The following is a 19,849-nucleotide window of genomic DNA, read 5'->3' on the forward strand; positions in this document are numbered from 1 at the left end:
TGCAGCTTCTCAGGTTAATAGGGCTACAGCTTGGTGCACTTCCGGCTAAAGCTGTCTCTCGAAAGGAGGTTGGAACGATGGGAAAACGATATCAGGCGGCCTTTCTGGGCCTTATATCGATTACGGCAAATGCCTGGTCTCTGGAAAACCCTTACTCGAGCAATGGGGCGGTGGCTGAGGGTTCTGCCAAAGTAGAAACGGAGAACCTGTTTTCCTGTGCTTCCGGTCGCTCCCGGTTGTCGCCAATGGGGGAGAAGCAGGTAGAGGGCAAAGCCTTTACCGTTCCGGCTGAAGTGAATTACAGCAAGCGGTACTTTGCTGCGGATCTCTATAACCAGTGCTCTGGGGTCACTCCATCCTCATTGGAGGATATGGATCTTACAAAGGTACCGGTGGTCGATATCGACAAAGAAGGTGAGGTGGTTACCGGTTATATCTTTGCCGACAATTATTTTGAGCTATATATCAATGGCAAGTTAGTTGCTGTTGATCCGGTTCCATTTACGCCGTTTAACTCCAGTGTGGTTAAGTTCAGGGTGAAGAGGCCCTACGATATCGCTGTAAAAGCGGTTGACTGGGAGGAGAACTTAGGAGAAGGCACAGAGAGTAACAGAGGTGTCCGCACCCACGCCGGTGACGGTGGCTTTATTGCCAGCTTTTCAGACGGTACCAAGACAAATTCAAAGTGGCATGCACAAACTTTTTATACAGCACCTATTTATGATTTGGGGTGCTTGAAAGAGCGGGGAGAAGAGCGAACCTCCTCGGATTGTGCTGAGAGGTCCCCAAAACCAGGTGCACAAGTCTATTCTCTGCACTGGGATATTCCGAAAAATTGGAAAGTCGACGATCGCTATCTTTCTTGGCCTTATGCGACAGAATACACGGAGCAGCAGATAGGTGTGGACAATAAAGCGGCGTATATGAATTTTCGGAAACAGTTTTATGGCAGTGGTGCTAAATTTATCTGGTCAAAAAACATAGTCCTGGATAATTTGGTGTTGTTGCGCTATCGAGTTGAGTAACGGTGTCACCTTTAGCCAATTAATTGCTGTACGCTGCAGTTATTGCGTACAGCTTTATCTCTCCCCAATCAAGAATAAACAGATTGTCTGAATTGCCTGCCTAGTTACGATTTTCCAGTTTGTCCTTATATTCACTTTTTTCTACCAGAAAATTCCATTCCAAAATTGAAGAGAAATTTTGAGCTCTCACTTTTTTCTTCTATTGTCTTTCGCACGCTGAAATTGTTGATTCTGCTTAAAAATCTATCAAATTTGTTTCTTGTGAAACTTATTTTTTTGGTTTTTTGCAGGTGATTCCTGCTCGTATTTGGGGGAATCTCACCACAGGTACTTGGCTTGAACTAATTTGGTGCAAAAAGGGTTTTCGTGAAGCATGTCTGCTTTAATTCCGACGTTCCCCACAGTTTTGAAAAATAATTTAGATTCTGTTCAGTTTTTATGAAAATTATGTGAAAAATTTCCCAAAAAAAAGCTGCGTGATAATTAGGATCGATCGTCTCAACTAAATATCGAATGTTAAGAATCGTAAAGATGCCAACATGAGGTAAGGCTGGTTAAGCTGTCGATAGGACGTGCTTTGCCGTTGCACGTAGCATTATTTTGAGAGAAAAGCTTGTGAGAAAAATAATTCCTCTCGTCGCCATTGCAGTGGCAGCAGGGTATTTCGTTTGGGCCAAAAGCCAATCTGAAGGTCAAAAACCAGTCGCTGAGCTAGAAAAACCCAAGCCAGCTATCAGTAAGTCTGCTCAAAAAGCAGAGCCGCTTAAACCTGAGGAGGTTCAGGTGGGTGAAGAAGAACTCCTCGAAAGTGATGAAGAAAAAGCACTTTGGGTTGAGTCAGAGCTGGCTAGGGAAGCTCTTCATGAAAATGGTCGCCTACCCGTAGATCTCAATGGTGAAACCTATCTCGAGCTGGATATTGATATGCTCCGGAATCTCACTGTTGGTGATTACGTCGACATTGACTTGCCAGGTATTGAAGGTGATTACGATGCTCAGGTTGGCAGTATCGAAGAGCATGCCAGTGGCAACAAAAGCGTACAATTAAATCTCCCGGGGATGACTCGCCTGCATGGCGTAACTTTTACTCTCGGAGCAAACTCTGTTTATGCACAGCTAAACTTACCTTCCGGGTCATACACTATGGAAGGTCAGGGTAGTTATGCGTGGATAGCGCCTAATGGTGCATTAATTAAAAACCACGTAGAGAAACACGATAAGGATATGTCCTCGGAAGCACCTCGTGAAAAGACCTGGTCGGATGACGATTTACCGCTAAACGACTTCAAATAAGAAGAAATTGATTCAAAGTAATTATGCTTTGAATTAATAATCAGGCAAAGGAAGGCCCAAGTAAATCCTGCAGATACCGGGGGCTAGTCTCCTCAGGCGGTTAAAAGACTAGGGATAGTTTTTTAATCGAGTCAGGGTATTAAAAGCGTATTGTTACTCCTTTGGGCAGCAATTTTAATTAATTGCTGGGGGAGGAGTGTGCACTACTTATTATAATAAAAGGAGTCTTATAATGAACCTGAAGAAAAGCCTGGCCGCTGCTATTGCAGCACTGACTGTTTCTGGCGCTGCGAGTGCCGATACCGTCGATATCGCTATTATGTACACTGCACCAGCTGCGGAGTATACCGGTGATATCTCAGCCAAGATCGATAGCTATATCAGCTATGCGAACAATTCCTTTTCAAGGAATGGTATTGATATCCAGTTGAACCTGGTAGACACCTGGCAAGCTACCAGCTCCGATCTCCGTGTTAACGAAGAAACCCTGGACCTGATTACCTTCCACGACACTGTGAATGACTGGCGTTCCTCTGAAAAGGCGGATATGGTGGTTTTCCTGGGTAAAGCTGAAGAAACTGTAATCGACGGCAACACCTACATCACCTGTGGTATTGCCTGGGTTGGACAGGGTAGCAATGGCACCATGTACTCCAGCGCAAAAGAGCGTGCTTACAGCGTAACTGGCGTTGACTGTGGTTATAACACCTTCGTTCACGAGCTGGGCCACAATATGGGTCTGCTTCACTCAACCAAGCAGGGTGATACCTCTGGTGGCGTTTACTCTTACGGTATGGGTCACGGTGTAGATAACAAGTTCTCTACCATCATGGCTTACCCTTGGAAATACGGCGAAAACGTTACCCAGTACGATTGGTTCTCTGATCCTGACTGGTACGAGTGTGGTGGCTTGGCCTGTGGTGAGCGCTCAAACGGCGTAGACATTTCTAACGCTTACCGTGCTCTCGGTCCTATCACCGATGATATCTCTGGTTACTACTAATCGGCGCTAATTTGCTGAAAGTAATTGTAGAGATTACTGGCTTATAGCCAAGGGAAATCGGGAGGTGCTCTCCCGATTTTCCATCTGAAAAAAACGGTTAACTATTTAACCAAAAAATCGAATACTGAGTGGGTAGCGCCAAAATTGGCCTTCATTGGCCCGGATTGCTCCAATCACAATAAATATTACATTGATTATTGCTAGTGCAATCAGTCCAAAAATACCGATAATAAAAAATATCAGTATGGCGGAAATAATAGAATAGATAAGTAGGCTTAACATCCAGTTGAATATCATCTTGCCGTGTTTGTCAATTTCTTGAGAGCGGTCCCTTGTTGTCGCCCACATAATAATGGGTAAAACAAAACCAGCACCAGGAATCACGACCCAAGCCAATTGACTTAGATGAAGCAACATTAGGAAGGTATTTAGTTCCATATCCCAAGGGCGATAATCTTCCATTTGGCGACTTTCCTTTTGATTCAATGTCCTATGTAAGCTGACTTACCTAGCTAGCTCGTCCGGTTGACAGATAGAAACCCCAGTCATCTCTCCCTTGCGCAATAGCAGCTTGAACAGCTTTATCTGTATCATAACTTACCTTAAAAAATTCTGCGCTCCAGGCTCCATTTTTGCTTCTCTCTATCAGGGCGTAACTCGCATGGGGGCTAAAGGTTTCCATTATATGGGGTTGCGGTTCACTGTCAGTGTAAGCCGGTAGCCCAACGCTGCCTGGATTTACGACCAGCTGGCCACTACCGACAGAGACACAGCGAGGTTGATGTGTATGCCCACATAGAATGACTTTTGAGGAAATCTTTCCAACGAGGTTAAGGATTTCATGGTTGGAACGTATCTGGGAGCGGCCGCTGCTGGTATCTTCCAGCAGATATATGAGGTCACTACTGGGTGTTCCATGGCAAAGAAAGACTTCATCGGTGATTTGTAAGCTGGGTGGTAACTGCTTCATCCATAATAGTGGTTTAACACCAAGGTCTTTCAGAATAAATTGCAGGGTTGGGTTGCTTTCTATTTCGGTAGATGTGGCTTCATATATTTGCCGGTCCTGATTACCGCGAATTGTCGTGTAACCTTGCTCCATTAAGCGTTCATAGGTGAGTCGTGGCGCAATAGGGCCATATAAAATATCACCCAGGTTCACCGTTAGATCGGCGCCTCTCTTTTTTAGATCAGCAACAATGGCATCGAGGGCATAAACATTGCTATGGATGTCAGACAGGACCGCTATTCGCATTGAGCTCTCCGCTGGACTGCTGAAAGTACTTTGACTGCTGCTATATTTTCACAGAAAGCTTCCTGTCGTCCATAAAACTATAAAAAATCAGCGGTCAAAAGCCAGGCGAGAGGCCAAGCCGAGGAAAATAACTCCAAGAAAACCATCCAGGTGCCGCTGAATATTGGCCTGTGTAGCAAGAGATTTTCCCAGCTTGCTAAACGATAGGGATACCAGGGTGTTAAAAGCCAACGCTGTAATGCTCAAGAGTATGCCCAATACAAGAATTTGGGGCGTGATTGCCTGGGATGACACGGTAAATTGAGGCAGGAAAAGGCTAAAGAAAAGTAGGGCTTTGGGGTTCATTAGGTTGTTGAGCAAGCCTCGGGCCATCAGCTGTGCTGCCGACAGTGCCACGGTATCTGGTTGGTTATTTTGTGCCACTTTATTTGAACGCCAATTGCGAAGGAGTGACAATCCAAGCCAAGCCAAGCTAAATATACGGCTCCCACCAGTTTTACTACCATTGCCACCAGAGGCATCGTCTGCATGATATGTCCGAGTCCGAGAGCAACTAGCGCCGTTTGCACTATCCCAGCAGTAAAAATGCCCAGCGAGATCATTACTCCAGCAGTAAATCCGCGAGCCGAAGAGTAAGCAGATATTAACAGTAAGTCAGGACCAGGGGAGGCCGCTAGAACAATCGCTGCGATCAAGAAGGCGGGTAAAATACTGAGGTCGATCATATGAGGGGTGCCCTGAAATTGCGATTTTATCACAGCAGGTGTGTTTACTTCTATGATGGCCGTGCCTTGCTTTTTCCCGGGCTTCTACAATAGAAGTGAGTTCAACGACAGAGTGCAACACTACCAGTGAGCCATATAGACCGGGTGTTAGTGGTTGGTGCGGGCCCAACGGGGTTGGCGGCAGCTTGTGCTTTGTCTTTCTATGGAATCAAATGCCGAATAGTTGAACGCCGAACCAAGCCCAGTGAACTCTCTCGGGCAGTCGGTATTTTTCCCTGCACCATCAGGCGCCTTCTTAAGGTGGGCGTTTCAGATAACTTGGTCTCTGAGGCGATGCGACTCTGCAAAGTTCAATATCTTCAAGCGGGTAGGCCGTTGTTATTTTTGGATAACCGGGGCGATGCGTATAAAGAGTATGTGGGCTTTGGGCTGCCGCAAAATCGCACCGAGGAAATTTTGCGAGATGCTTTACTTGAGCAAGGCGTTTCAGTTGAATATGGCGTGGCTGCTACTGAAGTGGATTCTAGTGATCACCGGGTGGTAGTTACCCTGTCTGACGGCAGTGTCGAATGCTTTGACTGGTTAATTGCTGCTGACGGAGTTCATTCAACAATTCGTGAGAAACTGAGTATTCCATTTTCTGGTACAGATTTGCCGGAACCTTGGGGAGTCGCTGATGTAGATATAGAAGGAGAGTGTGATCCCGATTTAGTTAGCGTGGATATTCAGCGGCCCGGCAATCAATTTACAATTACTTTACCTATGGGTAAACAGCGTTTAAGAGTAGTTGCTACCCAGCCAGATGCGTTGGGAGCACTAGATGTGCCGCTAAAAATTAAGAATATCCATCGCTCCGGTAGTTTTCAAATTTCAATTCGGCAGGCGAAGAGTTATCGCTCCCAGCGCGTACTTTTAGTCGGAGACGCCGCTCACTGCCATTCTCCCGTAGGTGGCAAGGGTATGAATCTGGGTATTGCCGATGCGATAGCTGCAGTTGATGCGATTATAAACGGCACAGTAGATAGTTATTCCGATGAAAGGCGTAAAATAGGCGCGGCGACGATTCGAAAGACAGAAATTGTTAGGCGGATTATAAGCTCAAATTCCTTGCTAAATAAAATATTGGTGCGGATGTTGGCAAAGCTCGCCGTATCTTTTCCGGTGGTACGACAAGCATATACCCAAAACCTGACAAAGCTTTAAATGAACGTTTATTCTTTAAGGATTTCGTTGTAACCGTAGGTATCATTGCCGAAAACCTGAAAAGTGTCGATTTTAGGGGTATCATATTCGACAAGTCCCTCTTAGGTTGAATATAAACCTTTTCCGTAGGGGGCTACCTTTATGTGGTTGGCAGTGCATCTTCCTACAAAGGAGAACCTTCTACTATTATCGCTGGTATTGGAATGGGAAGCATGTAAGTTCAATGAAGAAAAGATCAAACACTCCCCAGCTTTCATCTCTAAATCTATCACCATAAATTGATTAAGGAAATCATCTCCAATTAATTTTATGGAGCTAAATAAAATAAGAGTACTTTTATTAATTAGCTCCAAAGTTTTGGCTGATGGACCTAAATACTCGTCCACTATTTCACGGCCTGTAGGTAAGTATTCCCTATTTGGATATACCCAGCCATTCATATCAAGGAGGTTAGCAACTGCTTTATCAATGATATAAGGTCAGAGTGTAAAAACCCGAACATGGCCCCAATCCAGCATGGCGCTGCCGGCCGATATGCCTTTCTCTAAAACCAAGGGCTTCAGTTTTCTCGACAAGAGCTGTACAGCGGCAGTAATTCCAATAGGCCCTGCGCCAATGATAATCGCGTCGTGTATCTTGTTCATAAGTCTCTACCTCCAAAATACCTGGAATTAAAACAGAAGGGTGTACAGGTAACCCGCTGTGATAGCCATACCTAAAACAACCACTAAAAATGCTGCGATCATCTGGGTTTTAAAGATGGACCTTAAGAGGATAACTTCTGTCAGGCTGGCGCCAGCACTGCCGATAATTAGTGCCATTACCGATCCGAGAGCCATGCCCTTTTGCACCAAACCAGCACTCAGAGGGATAACAGCAGAGGCACGTATATAGAGTGGAATACCGATTACAGCTGCAATTGGAATCGCGTACCACTTGTTTTCTCCTGCGTAGGTTACGATCAAATCAGTAGGAACAAATCCGTAAATGAATGATCCCAGAGAAATACCGAGCAGTAAATAGGGGAGTGTTTTTTTAAAATCTATCCAGGTGGAATTCCAAATAATGATCCAGCGATTTAGTTTCTGGGTTTCTACTCCTCCCTCAGAATCACAGCTATTTGCCGGAGTATTGATACAGCAGGATGTAGTTTCTCCAGTTTTTGCAGCTGATGATAGAGAAGATATTGTTGCTGTATTGGTTGCGCCAGTTGTAGCCAAGACTCCATTATTAAATGCCAAATTATTGGCTCTCCCTTTGTTCTCACTGGGTGAAGGGGGATTTTTACTATTTGTGTCTCGGTAGACACCATCGCGAACAAAACGCTCGAATCCAAATTTTTCCAGTGCAAATCCCGCAGAAATTGACACAGTCATCGCTAGAGTGAAATAAAAAATCGCTACGTTGAGACCAAATGTAAAGATCAACAAGCCAATAACAACCGGATTAAGTAGAGGGCTGGAGAATAGGAACACCATCATTGGTCCGAAACCAGCGCGGGCGCGAAGTAGTCCCTTCAAAAATGGAATAGTAGAGCATGAACAGAAAGGTGTAATGGAGCCAAGTAATGCGGCTATTACGTAGCCTCGGCCATTGTGTGAGCTTAGGGTCGCTTGGATTTTTTCCGGTGTAATGTACTGCTGCAATACACCAACGAGGTAACTGATAGCTAAAAATAATACTGTCAGCTCAACTGCAAGAAAAGCAAACATAGAGAGAGCTTCTTCTAGCATGGATACGAACTCTGGGGGCATTGTTTTAGCTCCTTAATTTAATTTGTTAGTATCAGAAATATAGAAATAATGAATTTTGTCAGTGTGTTTTCATTAGCTTTGAAGTGTGATTTATGGTGCCAAGAGATCCCTTTTACGGATCGCTTGTGATGTTGTCAGGCGACACTGGATATCAGTGAATCTAAAACGCCCTTGCCACTGTGCACGCCACCCTCCATTTCCTGAGAGGATTTACTCCGAACTAAGTAGCCTGCAAAACCTTGCTCTGAAGTAGCTGGTTGACCATTGAAATGAATAGTAAACATACCTATTTCACTGATTAAATCGCCTACTAAATATAATTCAGAGTCTCTGACTACCAGGGCGGGGTTGTTTCTAGGGGGCGGGCTCAAGCGTGGCATTAGTGCCCAGGCAGGGTATTCGTCTACTGAGAGCTGTTTGAGTTTCAGCTTGATATCCTGACCAAAGACACAGTGCCCGCCGCCTTCTCCCTGATTTTTGAGCACCCACTTAGAGGCGTTCTGCTGACTGAACCATTCTATCGTCTCTGATGAAATTGGTTGCATCTCGCCAAGTAATGACTTGATTAAAACCGCTTCATCCTGGGATACATTGAATCCGGTTAGCATTTCTACTGACATGGACGAAAGGATCATTTGTACACGCTTGCTGGTAGCCAGTTGTTGGCTTACGGTTGCATTAATTGCGATCCGATGGCTCTCAAGCAAAATTCGCGATTGCATCAGTGTTTCACAGCAGCGCTCGCTATCCAGGTCTTTGGCGACATAATCACAGTAGTTGTAGCCGGCTCGTAAATACACGCAATCTACAGGGCCTATTCCTTGCAGCAGGAGCCTATTGTTGGGGCCTGTTACCAGGCCCGCTTTGAGTTCGCGAAAGGTCTTTCGTACCGTACGTATGCCTTTTTCAGCTAAGGCATATTCAAGAAGGTGTTGGTCGAAAACATTGTCTTCATATTCCTGTATCACCATTAGAAATGTTGGGTTGCCACCATCTCCAAATTCGCTTTTGATGGCTCTTGTCGCATTCGCAAGGCCTTGGGAAAGTCTCTCAATTGCTGGGTTCTCTATAGGTTGGCCGTTCGAATTATTGGACCAATCGGAATAGGTCTCAGGACTTTGCCAGCGGATGAATTGGTGCAACTCGTAAATACGCTGCCCGAAGGGCCCCATTCCTGCTGCGATTCCATTGAACTCAATGAGCTTTGGTCCTTGGCTCACATCGTCCATAAAGTCACTTCTCATAATCAGGAGGGGGAGGCGGGGCGCATTTTTTATTTGACCATGCATGGCGAGTAAGGCACCGAAAAACGGGTCTCCATGTGCAACAGGCCTGATAGCTTCGTGAAGAAATTGGTGATCTTCTGAGACTTGATGGATCAGCTTTCCCAATAGGGGTACTGCTTTCTTTAACGTCTCAAACCGTTCCAGGGCGATAGTACTTGGGGTAAGGCTAAAAGGCACATGGCTCGCTGAGCCACGACTAGATTTGAAAGCCAAGCCATGGGCAAGCCCCCACTCTACCGCTTCATTGGCTGCCTGAATGGCGTTTGGATGGCTCTTTTTCATGGTTTCCTCTGGCCTTTGTATGCTGGGGTACACAACTCAAATGATATGATATTTCTAGAATAATGGAAATATTAGTGTTAAGTAAAGGTGTGTTCGAGTTATTTCCGAGGTATCTAAGAAAGGTATCAAGGGAAGGGAGCCAACTAAAGCTGGCTATTGCTGTGAATGGTCATTCTAGCGGTACCTAATGCAGAATTTAGGGCCTACATGTACCTATCGGGGTGAATAGAGGAAAGTTCGGACGTCATCGATAGAGGTCGCCCAAAGCAGGAGCGACATTGTTCAGTGCTGATCCGGTACCGCACACTTGATATCAGGACACTTTATCGGTGTATTGAAATCATCGTGACAGCATTCATCTTGTAAAAACTGAATAACCTCAGTTAAGTGCTGATATTCGGCTACGCAGAACAGGGTTCGGCTCTCACGCCGCTGGAAGATCAATCCCGCCGAAATCAGACTGGAAATATGGTGGGAAAGGGTTGATCCGGGGATATCTAACTGCTCCTGGATGTTGCCTACAGGAATACCCGGTAGGCCAGCTTTGACTACTTTTTTGTAGATCAACAAGCGGGTTGGGTGTCCCAGCTCTTTGAGCGATTTGGCTACTTCTTCGATTTCCATCATGATTTAGCTATAAGTTCTATATTCGTCGAAATATATACAGTTTAGTACTAAAGATAAAGTGTCATGTGGGGGACTGCTCAAGCTAGTGCTGCCACTAGTTTTTTAGGATATTGAGAGGAAGCTACATTACTTATATTTCTTTAAACTATATTACCAAACTTACCGAAATAATGCTTTTACTGCTAATTGCCCCATAGTAGAAGGGGTAACACCGATTCTGAAGTAGACTCATTATCATCCAGAATTTCATTGTAGTCGTAAGAATCTTTGCCAAACACCTGAAAATTACCTACTTTGGGTAATGTGAATTTCAGCAAGCCCACCATGGTTGAAATGTTGTCTTTGCCATAAGGAACAACTTTTATGTAATTAGCTGTATACCTCCTGGCAAACGAAAATCGAGATTTATCTTTTGATGTGTTTGCATAGGATGTGTGCATATTTAGGGGTGAGAAAATAAGGCATTTACCGGCTTTCACTTCCAGGTCTTTTACTTCCAGATCACCAAAGAGATCTTCTTTAATAATTCCCCTTGCGTTGAACAAAAGGATGGCCCCTTTTTGAAAGATCTCGTCAACAAGGAATTGCTTGGCAACTCCTTTTCGTCTTCAGCGCTAGAAAACAGGTTGGCCAATGTACTTTTCTTTCTCTTCGGTGGGGCTTTCATTTAGGTTGCCAAGAGATTTTTATTTCAGGAGTTTTTAATGCAAAAGTCTTTAGTGTTAATGAGTTGATCTGAGTCTCAAATTCGAAGCAGTTGGATTAACGGCATAGGCATAGGCATAGAGAGCAGCTAAAACGCGATCTGAACATGAAAGGGCGCCGTTAGTAGAAATAAAATCTCAGCTTATGTGATCGGCGCCCAGGTAACTTTGGATTGCTATAAATCTTGGCCTCGCCAAGTTTTGGCTAGCAGGCTTACTGATGTTTAGCCAATTCGACCGGTCCATGGTCATCACAGTGATCACCATGAACATGGTGAAGTCGCCCGTTAACCAGGTAGTCAACATGATCTCCGTGGGGAACCTGCTCATGGCCACAGTTTTTGCCGTGGACATGGGAGCTGTCGTAGCCCCCTGTAACAGGGTGGCAACCCTCCGGGTTTTGGATGCTTACTTCCAAGACGTGCTCGTCGTAGTGGTCTTTGTGGGGATGGTGTAGGTGGCCGTCATGGAGGTAACAGATGTGGTCCCTGTGGCGAATGGCTGTGTGGCCACAGTGGCTATTATGTGTATGTGAATGATGCTCCGCCTGTTGGCACTTGCCTTTTTCCACGATAACTCTCCCGGCCGCTTGGCACTTACATGGAACCACTCGTCGCCGAATGCTTCTAGAATCAATAATTTGGCGCCACATTTGGACAGCCCTACATACTAAATCTAAGAACATCCGGGTGTAGTTTCCAAATATGATCTTCTATCAATGGCAGAAAATCCGCCCCTACCCCTCAAATCTTGATCTGCGATGGCCTTACGGATGACTAGTCACTCAAATCTATCCATCAATTCAATTTGCAATCGATTGCATTTGCACATTATAGTTAAAGCACGGTGCATCAAGTAGCGTTTAGCAACTCTTTATGCAATCGATTGCATGAAGCTTTATAAAAATAGCACCGAAGTATCAGAACAGATAAGAATGACGACGAGAGGGAAGAGTTGATGAGCAAGAAACCATTGGCGCAGGCCGTATCCATGGCCGCGCTCTCCGTTGGTCTTTGCGGCTATGCCGCAGCCCAAGAAATTAGCCCTGAAAACGATATGGTGATGGAGGAAGTCATCACAACAGGCACCCCTGGCGGTGCAGGCATGCGTAAGCTGGATGCCAGCTTTTCTATCACAACTTTAAGTGATGATGAGATTAGCAAAGCCTCTCCTTCAAGTACTGCAGATCTGTTGAAGTCCGTTCCAGGCCTGTGGGTTGAGAGCTCTGGCGGTGTTTCTGGGGCAAATATCGATGTTCGCGGTTTCCCCGGCGGTAGTGATGCACCCTTTGTCACGGTATCCATGAATGGATTGCCTCTGTATCCAGCGCCAACACTCTCATTTTTAGAAAACTCTTCTCTATTTCGTGTCGATGAAACTATTCAGCGAGTGGAAGCTCTGCGCGGTGGACCCAATCCGGTTTTCTCCAATGGCCAGCCAGGTCTGACTACCAACTTTATTTTAAAAGAAGGTACTGAAGAGACTGAGGGGCGATTTAAGTACACTTTATCTGACTATGATCTGCAGCGGACTGATGCCGTGATGACCGGTAAGGTTTCGGATGATGTGTACTACATGGTTGGAGGCTACGTATCTTCCTCCCCTGGCATTCGTGATGCGGGTTTTGATGCGGAAGAAGGGCATCAATTTACCCTGCATATCACCAAAGAGATGGATAACGGCAAAGCGGGTTTTTACATCCGGGATACAAAAGATACTGGTACCTGGTATTTGCCCAATGCTGCATTTCTGGAAACAGATTACACCCAGGTAGGCCCCAGTAATCGCAAGGTTTCTGTACCTATTACTCAGGCTGACGGTAATGGCGGCTCAGAAACTACCTGGGAAACTTTCGATATGGGCGAAGGGCGCGGCTGGAATGGCAATGTAGCCGGTGCTTACCTGGAGCTTGACTTAGGGGATGGCTGGAGTCTCACCGAGCGCTTTGGAGTTACTGCGGGTAATGCTGACACTTTGGGTTTCGTTCCTAATGGCTCGCCTGTATCGCTGAACGCCCTAACGGATCAACCTGTAGTTACCGCTTCTGGAAACGAACTCAGTAGTGACACCGTGGTACAGCAGTTTGGCGCGTGGGTAGTACGCAAAGATATCGAGGCTACGACAAATGACATTAGCCTGGCAAAAGAGTGGGATAGCTTTAAGGTAACTGCCGGTTATTACACCTCAAGCTGGGAAGTTGATGAATGGTGGTCCCTGGGTAACCAGAAATACTACGTACTGGGTCAAGATGGGGAGCTGATCACAGGAACTGCAGATGGCTCTGAGCTTACTGGTGATCTTGCCTGTAACACATCTGTAGATATTTCTACTTGTGATGGGAAATATGATGTGGATGCTGTGGGTGATGCCCGAGAAAACGCGCTTTATCTCGCCGGAGAGTTCTACTTAGGGGACTTTACCTTCGATCTGGGCGTGCGTTCCGCAAACCGAAAAACCAATTACTCCGTGGACCATGGTGAGCGAGACGGCAAATTCACCACCTATAAAGCAGATGAAGATGGTACTGCTTACACTGCCGCAGTGGACTGGGCCTTTGCCGAAAATATGGGCACCTTCTTCCGTATAAATTCCGGCTTTAAATTCGCAGACTTTGACATTTATCGCGAGTTCGGTGACAGCTTCCTTGCTGGGTCTGACCTTGTGATCGACATTGACCAATACGAACTGGGTTATAAATTGCAGGAGCAAGATTATTCCCTCTTTGCGACTCTGTTCTACAACGAAACCCAGGGCATGCCTGACTGTATCATTGGCAGCAGTACCTGTACTCGTTTAGAGACTGAGGCGCTTGGTCTCGAATTGGACGGTAAAGTTCACTGGGGAGATTTCACCTTTGGGTTAAATACTACCCTGCAAAAGCCAGAAATCACGAGTGGTGAATATGAAGGCAACCAGGTTATGCGTCAGCCTGAATACCAGGTGCGCCTGAGCCAGAATTATGATTTCACACTGAATAACATTGATATGGCTGTGTATACCGATATCAGTCGGGTAGGTGATCGCTTTAATGGAAGCAGCAATGAAGTAACTTTGCCAGCCTATACAAAAGTTGATCTGGGTGCAGTGGCCTATATCAATGATATTACTGTCCAGTTGGCTGTGGACAACTTAACTGATGAAGATGGTATCACCGAAGGTGATCCCCGCGATCCGCTAGCGTCCAATGTCCGCTACATCTTGCCGCGCAATATCAAGCTTAGCTTCGCGTACGATTTTTAACCTCATGCCTCTCCCATAGGCTTCCAAGCTTTGCCGCACACTTCTCCAGTGTGCGGCTTTTTTATTGCCTGAAAAATTTAACTACAATCCATTTTCAAATCCATACAAATAATGAAGCTTCGATCTTTGTGGTCTAACCCAAATCCTTCCGGAGGCTCCCCAATAAAGTATGTGGTTAAACTGCTTTCATGAAGCGAAATTAGAGTCGAGGTGGAGATCCCTAAGGTCATTGCAGGTGTGAAACCTTAACGTTCGTATACAAATTTAAATTGGCAGTGGGAGATAGTTCTATTAAGTTATGAGAAGTTACCCCAATTCCTATTGCTAGCTGTATGTTGACGTTCGGACTTAAAAGTGGCATTAAGGTGGCGTAAGGGTTTGTTAGCTGTACTCTTTTCCCCCACCTATTATTAGTTTAGTAATGTTTCATATGTATTAGTGATTTTGGGTTGGTACATTTTTGGTAATATGAAAAAATTTATTGGCTTTCTTGTTGTTGTTTTGGCAATACCACTGCTCGTCTATTTTTCTACCTATAAGGGGGAAAGAAGTTTTACCAATCATCATGGCCTTCCAAATGTTAATCTGGTTGTCGATAATGCATATTCTCTTTGGTTTACGCCTTATGATCCACTGATGGGGATGTATAATAATATAGGAGGGAAACTTGGATTTATTGTCTGTAGTGATGTACCTAATATCGCTTACGGAATGGCTGGATATTCATTTCAGGTCTTATTGAGAGATAGTTTTGTAGAAAATCCAAATTTTTATGATGCTCGAAATGGTAATAATCCAGAGAATCCATTTTTCCATCGCCGAGCAAGAAATCTATATTCCTATTTCCAGTCAATTCAATCTTTGAAACCAGCATCTTATAAGCCGCAGTTGGGGGATTTGGTTTTTTATAGAAAGACTGAAAAAGGATATATTGCCCATGTTGCTTTAGTTACTTATGTTGATAATAGGGGGTATAAAATCATGGAGTCAGCACCCAAAACCCTGTTCGCCAGGGAAGTAGAAATGGATTCTCCAGTGAAAAGGGGCTGGATCTTGGCGGGCTTTGGTAAAGTGTATTGAGGTGTTGTCCATGATTCATAGTCATGAGAGATATTGTTCTTACAGTGATATATGCATCCCAGTGATTTTTGTAGCCTAATTTCTCCTAGGCTCAATTCCTGTTCACTGATAATTGAGATATATTGCTGGTAGACAGCTTACATCCAGATGGGTATTTCAATACATCTAACATGTTTTTAATGGTAAGAAGTTTGATTAATCGGCTGTACTTAGCTCAATAGTTTCAGACTTGCCAGATTGGCATTATGAGGTAATTTAAGTGATCTGGCGCCTAATAAGGTTTCTAAATGTAAAAATTAGAGACCATGCCATGTTTTAGGAGCATATTTATCCTTATTATCTAGTAGGATAATAGGTATTTTTCTACAGTTACCTTTTCAGATTTGAAGCACCGATAGAAGCGCCACAATGGATGATCTTTGGATTCCCACTGATCTAGCTTTTCAGAAGCAAGGCGCTAACTTAACTTTCAACTAAAAGAGGGTTGCCGATGTCTATTGAACGATTGAGAACTCCTGAGGAGCGTTTTTCTTTACTACCGGGTTTTCCGTATACTCCTAACTATATTGATAGCCTGGAAGGCTATGATTCTATGCGTATGGCATATATCGATGAGGGGGAGAAGGGTTCGGATACCACCTTTCTTTGTCTCCATGGGGAGCCCAGTTGGGGTTACTTATATCGAAAAATGATCCCAGTTTTTGTTGAGGCAGGACACCGGGTAATTGCTCCAGATTTGTTTGGATTTGGTCGCTCAGATAAGCCCGTCAATGAAGATGTGTACACTTTTAACTTCCATCGTAACAGCCTGATGCGTTTGATTGAGCATTTGGATCTTAAGAATATTACGCTGGTTTGTCAGGATTGGGGTGGACTTCTGGGATTGACACTTCCAATGGATATGCCGGATAGATTTACCCGATTACTGGTAATGAATACGGCTATCGCAGCAGGGGATGGTGCTTCAGAGGGGTTCTACCACTGGCGGAACTTCTCTGTCAATGTGCCTGAAATCCCTGTGGGAGGGCTCATTGCCAATGATGCTCAATCTGAGGTCAATTTATTCGATATAGTAGCCTATGATGCGCCTTTTCCAGACAACCGCTATAAGGCTGGCGTTCGTCGATTCCCGTCAATTGTACCGGTTGATCCTGATATGGAGGGAGCAGAGCTAGGGGTAAGGGCTCGAGAATTCTGGTCTAGGAGCTGGGGTGGTGAGAGCTTTATGGCGATTGGAATGAGGGACTTTGTACTTGGTGAGAAAGTGATGGAGTTGCTGAGGGGAACCATCAAAAACTGCCCCGAGCCTCTCAAAATAGCGGAGGCGGGCCACTTTGTGCAGGAATATGGTAAAGAAATTGCTGAAAAGGCTCTCAGCCACTTCAAGCTTTCCTCTACAGTAACTGAAAATTAAGAGCGTACTAGTGCCGGGATAAGTTAGATCCTGGCGCTTTATTCCTGTGCAGCCTAAGAGGTTTGGGTTGCTCTCATCTTTCATGGCTAATTTACCACTGGGACTCTGTTTATCTTAGTCTTGTCATCAAACTTCAGTGTGCTCAAAATGGGGCTTTTATCGATAACTATTACCTTTTATAAGGTTAATGGTAATCTGCACAGCTCGAATAGATACCTTAAGCCATTATTTTGAGTTGGAGGTTTAATATGATCAATGGTAGCTGCCACTGTAAAAGTGTCCAATTTGTAGTTAATGAGAAATCACTGGATGTTCGCAAGTGTTATTGTGAAACATGTAGAAAACTAAGTGGAGCTGATTATTCAGTGGTAGCATTGGTGAATAAGAGTCAGTTTAAGATTATTAGTTCTCCCCAGAAGCTTTTACAATATATTTCTAAACCAGGAAAAACTCGGCACTATTGTCCCACTTGCTTTGCCCCGATTTTTGTTGAGGTGGAATCCCAGTCTAATCTCTGTCGGATTCGTCTGGGATTACTTGATGATAATCCTGAAGTTAGTATATCTGGTCACATGTGGGTTAGTGAGATGCCCTCTTGGTGCAGTATTAGCGATAATCTACCGGTATTCACACATGATTACTCCGAGTGATAAGACAGAGTTAGAAACTGTGGGCTGGTAAGTTGGGTTGTAATAAAAGGGTATTTGAATGAGAAGTATATTTGTTTTATTTTTGTTCTTTTCGGCTAATGTCTTAGGGGAGGTTGCACATTTTCGTATAGATTCAGAGATCCTGGGGGAGGAGGTTACAGCTCGCGTATCTTTACCGGATACCTATCACCATTCTGAGAGTTTTTCTTATCCTCTACTAGTGATATTGGATGGCTCAACGCAATTTAATCATATGGCGTCTAGTGTACATTTTTATAGTACCTATGCTGTTATACCTGAAATGATAGTGGTCGGTATCAGCACTCAGAATCGGCTCGCATATTTTACTCCCACTGAGCTCGAAGCCTACGCGGGGCGCTCAGGCAAAGCTGACAAACTGACAAAATTCTTGGAAGACGAATTCTCAGGAATCTTGAGTGAGAAATATCGAATTTCTCCATATTCTATTATCTCAGGTCACTCACTTTCTGGGCTATATACTAGTTACTTGGCAATTAATAATGAATCTATGTTTGATGCAGCAATTTCAATTAGTCCCAGTTTATGGTGGGATGATTCATCTCTTATAGATGATTATAAGGGTAGCCATGCAAGTAAGGAGAATAAGCCTTTTAGATGGTTTCTGAGTATGGCAAATGAGCCAAATGAAATGCCGGCGGCTTTTAACGGTATGCTTCAAGCATTAAATGATATGCCAAGATCAGGATTGCACGTCTCTTATGCACGATTCCGCAATGAAACACACGACAGTACACCGTTAGTAGGCAATGCAAAGGGATTGCAAGCAGTTTTCTCTGGTTGGAATGCTGTGCCTGAAATTGATGTTATGTCTTTAAATGAATTAAAAGAGTTTTATAGTTCTAAAGTTGATGAGTATGGCTATTTATTCCCACTTTCTGTACATCAATATAATGTCTATGGGCTTAAAGCGGCCTATGAAGGTAAGACTGATTGGGGGATTGAGATCCTAGAGCAGGGAGCTAAGGAATTTCCCGATTCTGAGATTTTATGGGATAGTTTGGCAACTGCCTATAAGTTGGGCGGAAAACTAAAGGGTGCAATGAGTGCTTCAGATCGAGCCGTTAAGTTAGCAGAAGAGACCAACTCAATCTTTCTCAGCGAAATAAATACTCAAAATACTCAGCTTAGAGCCACGCAGGTAGAAGGTTCTTTGGGAGATATATAAGAGAGAGGATAGGGTAGTACCAGCCTAAGATTACAGTAGGGTTTTGGGGCGATAAACTTGGTATGTAGATTGGAAATGCCACACTTCAATAGAAACTATAGTTGTTATTAGAGAGTTTAAAGTGAAGTTTAAAGACGGTCGTGGAATTATTCTGACTATTTTGGCAATGCTCTGTTTGGCTGGTATGGATGCAACAGGTAAGCTTCTCGTTCAGAACTATTCTATCGTTCAAATAATGGCGATTCGTTTCGCGATATTTTTCTTCATCGTTATAAGCTTGGCGGGACTCAAAGGGAGCTTGGAGTTAGTGCGAAGTAAAATATTTGGCACTCAATTAGCCCGCTCTATTGTTCTCGCACTTGAGGTGTCAGTATTTGTTTTTGCTTTTAGTATGATGTCTTTGGCTGATGTGCATGCTATAGCTGCGACAGCCCCATTATTCGCAATATTAATGGCTGGATGGTTTTTAGGGGAGAGGATAGATACAAGGAGCTGGGTAAGTGTTGCGGCCGGATTTATAGGTGCCCTTATTATCATTAGGCCTGGAATGGGAATGATGGGTTGGCAAACCTTGGTCCCCATCTTGGGAGCTATCCTATGGGCCGCATATCAAGTGCTTTCACGCCGTGTTTCACACTTTGATAGTGCCGATACAACCGTTTTCTATACCGCGACCATGGGTCTTATTATTTTTGGATGCTTAGCACCATTTTATTGGGTAGAGCCGACAGTATCAGGGTGGCAATTGTTGATTTTAAATGGGCTCTTAGGTGCAATGGGCCACTATTTACTGATTAAGGCACTGGCACTTACTCCAGCTTCTATTTTGCAGCCCTTTAGTTACGCTTTACTATTTTGGGCTATTGTTATTGGCTTTGTAATCTTCGGAGATCTGCCTGATGGAATTACATTATTTGGCGCCTTCGTAATATTGGCTGCGGGATTTTATGCTTCAGACCTAGGCCGCGCATTGATTGGTGTTTCACAGATTAAGGCCAAAAAGGGGAAGGATGATGCTGAATCAGAGTCAAAGTTAATGAGTTAAAAAACCAATTTGATAAAGGGCGCTCTAATGATGGTAGTTGAGCCCCATTAATATAT

The 19,849-nt window shown here is 44.4% G+C and carries 21 protein-coding genes; 10 read left to right on the forward strand and 11 right to left on the reverse strand.

Annotation, left to right across the window (positions count from 1 at the left end; all coding sequences use genetic code 11):
- The first annotated feature begins 77 nt into the window (after positions 1-77).
- The 3 genes from ACJJIM_RS06360 (at position 78) to ACJJIM_RS06370 (ending at position 3,321) form a co-directional block, all read left to right on the forward strand.
- Positions 78-1,025 carry a hypothetical protein gene (locus ACJJIM_RS06360; RefSeq protein ID WP_444912706.1) on the forward strand — a complete coding sequence of 316 codons (948 nt, stop codon included), beginning with the start codon at positions 78-80 and terminating at the stop codon, positions 1,023-1,025.
- A 615-nt stretch (positions 1,026-1,640) separates the two neighbouring features.
- Complete coding sequence (locus ACJJIM_RS06365) at positions 1,641-2,318, forward strand: hypothetical protein (RefSeq protein WP_413665267.1); 678 nt, start codon at positions 1,641-1,643, stop codon at positions 2,316-2,318.
- Positions 2,319-2,550: 232 nt separating this feature from the next.
- Positions 2,551-3,321: a zinc-dependent metalloprotease family protein gene (locus ACJJIM_RS06370; protein ID WP_413665268.1), complete on the forward strand. Its 771-nt coding sequence runs from the start codon at positions 2,551-2,553 to the stop codon at positions 3,319-3,321.
- Positions 3,322-3,426: 105 nt separating this feature from the next.
- Here the strand turns inward: ACJJIM_RS06370 and ACJJIM_RS06375 are convergent, their stop codons facing one another.
- The 4 genes from ACJJIM_RS06375 to ACJJIM_RS06390 all read right to left on the reverse strand — a co-directional run bounded on the left by ACJJIM_RS06375 (position 3,427) and on the right by ACJJIM_RS06390 (position 5,301).
- Entirely contained in the window at positions 3,427-3,783 is a 357-nt protein-coding gene (locus tag ACJJIM_RS06375) for a DUF4870 domain-containing protein (protein ID WP_413665269.1), read from the reverse strand.
- Positions 3,784-3,829: 46 nt separating this feature from the next.
- Positions 3,830-4,576, reverse strand: coding sequence for a metallophosphoesterase family protein (locus ACJJIM_RS06380; RefSeq protein ID WP_444912707.1), 747 nt, complete (start codon positions 4,574-4,576; stop codon positions 3,830-3,832).
- An 87-nt stretch (positions 4,577-4,663) separates the two neighbouring features.
- A complete protein-coding gene (locus ACJJIM_RS06385; protein ID WP_444912708.1) occupies positions 4,664-5,047 on the reverse strand; it encodes a LysE family translocator in 384 nt (127 codons plus the stop codon).
- Entirely contained in the window at positions 4,948-5,301 is a 354-nt protein-coding gene (locus ACJJIM_RS06390) for a LysE family translocator (protein WP_413665272.1), read from the reverse strand. Before ACJJIM_RS06390 ends, ACJJIM_RS06385 begins: the two co-directional genes overlap by 100 nt.
- A 126-nt stretch (positions 5,302-5,427) precedes the next feature.
- Between ACJJIM_RS06390 and ACJJIM_RS06395 the strand changes: the two genes are divergently transcribed.
- Positions 5,428-6,504: an FAD-dependent oxidoreductase gene (locus ACJJIM_RS06395; RefSeq protein WP_413665273.1), complete on the forward strand. Its 1,077-nt coding sequence runs from the start codon at positions 5,428-5,430 to the stop codon at positions 6,502-6,504.
- Positions 6,505-6,605: 101 nt separating this feature from the next.
- Here the strand turns inward: ACJJIM_RS06395 and ACJJIM_RS06400 are convergent, their stop codons facing one another.
- The 7 genes from ACJJIM_RS06400 to ACJJIM_RS06430 form a co-directional block, all read right to left on the reverse strand.
- A complete protein-coding gene (locus ACJJIM_RS06400) occupies positions 6,606-6,944 on the reverse strand; it encodes a phytanoyl-CoA dioxygenase family protein (RefSeq protein WP_444912709.1) in 339 nt (112 codons plus the stop codon).
- Positions 6,945-6,983: 39 nt separating this feature from the next.
- Positions 6,984-7,148, reverse strand: coding sequence for an NAD(P)-binding domain-containing protein (locus ACJJIM_RS06405; protein ID WP_444912710.1), 165 nt, complete (start codon positions 7,146-7,148; stop codon positions 6,984-6,986).
- 27 nt (positions 7,149-7,175) lie between these two features.
- Positions 7,176-8,258: a permease gene (locus ACJJIM_RS06410; RefSeq protein WP_444912711.1), complete on the reverse strand. Its 1,083-nt coding sequence runs from the start codon at positions 8,256-8,258 to the stop codon at positions 7,176-7,178.
- Between the two features lie 134 nt (positions 8,259-8,392).
- Positions 8,393-9,826 (reverse strand): hypothetical protein, encoded by a 1,434-nt coding sequence (locus tag ACJJIM_RS06415; protein WP_444912712.1) that lies wholly within the window; start codon positions 9,824-9,826, stop codon positions 8,393-8,395.
- Positions 9,827-10,108: 282 nt separating this feature from the next.
- Positions 10,109-10,453 (reverse strand): ArsR/SmtB family transcription factor, encoded by a 345-nt coding sequence (locus ACJJIM_RS06420; protein WP_413665278.1) that lies wholly within the window; start codon positions 10,451-10,453, stop codon positions 10,109-10,111.
- 182 nt (positions 10,454-10,635) lie between these two features.
- The gene (locus ACJJIM_RS06425) at positions 10,636-10,998 is read right to left on the reverse strand and encodes a hypothetical protein (RefSeq protein ID WP_444912713.1); all 363 of its coding nucleotides are present in this window, start codon (positions 10,996-10,998) and stop codon (positions 10,636-10,638) included.
- A 373-nt stretch (positions 10,999-11,371) separates the two neighbouring features.
- Positions 11,372-11,728 carry a hypothetical protein gene (locus ACJJIM_RS06430; RefSeq protein WP_444912714.1) on the reverse strand — a complete coding sequence of 119 codons (357 nt, stop codon included), beginning with the start codon at positions 11,726-11,728 and terminating at the stop codon, positions 11,372-11,374.
- Between the two features lie 386 nt (positions 11,729-12,114).
- Here ACJJIM_RS06430 and ACJJIM_RS06435 point away from each other — a divergent pair, with 386 nt between their 5' ends.
- From ACJJIM_RS06435 to ACJJIM_RS06460, 6 genes are all read left to right on the forward strand, one after another.
- Positions 12,115-14,397, forward strand: a complete 2,283-nt coding sequence (locus ACJJIM_RS06435) for a TonB-dependent receptor (RefSeq protein WP_444912715.1) — start codon at positions 12,115-12,117, stop codon at positions 14,395-14,397.
- 468 nt (positions 14,398-14,865) lie between these two features.
- On the forward strand, positions 14,866-15,477 hold the full coding sequence (locus ACJJIM_RS06440) for a CHAP domain-containing protein (protein WP_444912716.1): 612 nt from the start codon (positions 14,866-14,868) through the stop codon (positions 15,475-15,477).
- A gap of 490 nt (positions 15,478-15,967) precedes the next feature.
- A complete protein-coding gene (locus tag ACJJIM_RS06445; protein ID WP_444912717.1) occupies positions 15,968-16,891 on the forward strand; it encodes a haloalkane dehalogenase in 924 nt (307 codons plus the stop codon).
- A gap of 248 nt (positions 16,892-17,139) precedes the next feature.
- A complete protein-coding gene (locus tag ACJJIM_RS06450; RefSeq protein WP_444912718.1) occupies positions 17,140-17,541 on the forward strand; it encodes a GFA family protein in 402 nt (133 codons plus the stop codon).
- Positions 17,542-17,599: 58 nt separating this feature from the next.
- On the forward strand, positions 17,600-18,748 hold the full coding sequence (locus ACJJIM_RS06455; RefSeq protein WP_444912719.1) for an alpha/beta hydrolase-fold protein: 1,149 nt from the start codon (positions 17,600-17,602) through the stop codon (positions 18,746-18,748).
- A 121-nt stretch (positions 18,749-18,869) separates the two neighbouring features.
- Positions 18,870-19,793 (forward strand): DMT family transporter, encoded by a 924-nt coding sequence (locus tag ACJJIM_RS06460; RefSeq protein ID WP_444912720.1) that lies wholly within the window; start codon positions 18,870-18,872, stop codon positions 19,791-19,793.
- Positions 19,794-19,849 lie beyond the last annotated feature (56 nt).

It is taken from the genome of Microbulbifer maximicatervae (SeqCode) (genome assembly GCF_052467615.1).

Bases quoted from the DNA above. Each gene is read 5' to 3' on its own strand.
- ACJJIM_RS06360 (WP_444912706.1), top strand. From the start codon at position 78: ATGGGAAAACGATATCAGGCGGCCTTTCTGGGCCTTATATCGATTACG.
- ACJJIM_RS06370 (WP_413665268.1), top strand. From the start codon at position 2,551: ATGAACCTGAAGAAAAGCCTGGCCGCTGCTATTGCAGCACTGACTGTT.
- ACJJIM_RS06375 (WP_413665269.1), bottom strand. From the start codon at position 3,783: ATGGAAGATTATCGCCCTTGGGATATGGAACTAAATACCTTCCTAATG.
- ACJJIM_RS06380 (WP_444912707.1), bottom strand. From the start codon at position 4,576: ATGCGAATAGCGGTCCTGTCTGACATCCATAGCAATGTTTATGCCCTC.
- ACJJIM_RS06390 (WP_413665272.1), bottom strand. From the start codon at position 5,301: ATGATCGACCTCAGTATTTTACCCGCCTTCTTGATCGCAGCGATTGTT.
- ACJJIM_RS06400 (WP_444912709.1), bottom strand. From the start codon at position 6,944: ATGAATGGCTGGGTATATCCAAATAGGGAATACTTACCTACAGGCCGT.
- ACJJIM_RS06405 (WP_444912710.1), bottom strand. From the start codon at position 7,148: ATGAACAAGATACACGACGCGATTATCATTGGCGCAGGGCCTATTGGA.
- ACJJIM_RS06410 (WP_444912711.1), bottom strand. From the start codon at position 8,258: ATGCCCCCAGAGTTCGTATCCATGCTAGAAGAAGCTCTCTCTATGTTT.
- ACJJIM_RS06415 (WP_444912712.1), bottom strand. From the start codon at position 9,826: ATGAAAAAGAGCCATCCAAACGCCATTCAGGCAGCCAATGAAGCGGTA.
- ACJJIM_RS06420 (WP_413665278.1), bottom strand. From the start codon at position 10,453: ATGATGGAAATCGAAGAAGTAGCCAAATCGCTCAAAGAGCTGGGACAC.
- ACJJIM_RS06435 (WP_444912715.1), top strand. From the start codon at position 12,115: ATGAGCAAGAAACCATTGGCGCAGGCCGTATCCATGGCCGCGCTCTCC.
- ACJJIM_RS06440 (WP_444912716.1), top strand. From the start codon at position 14,866: ATGAAAAAATTTATTGGCTTTCTTGTTGTTGTTTTGGCAATACCACTG.
- ACJJIM_RS06445 (WP_444912717.1), top strand. From the start codon at position 15,968: ATGTCTATTGAACGATTGAGAACTCCTGAGGAGCGTTTTTCTTTACTA.
- ACJJIM_RS06450 (WP_444912718.1), top strand. From the start codon at position 17,140: ATGATCAATGGTAGCTGCCACTGTAAAAGTGTCCAATTTGTAGTTAAT.
- ACJJIM_RS06455 (WP_444912719.1), top strand. From the start codon at position 17,600: ATGAGAAGTATATTTGTTTTATTTTTGTTCTTTTCGGCTAATGTCTTA.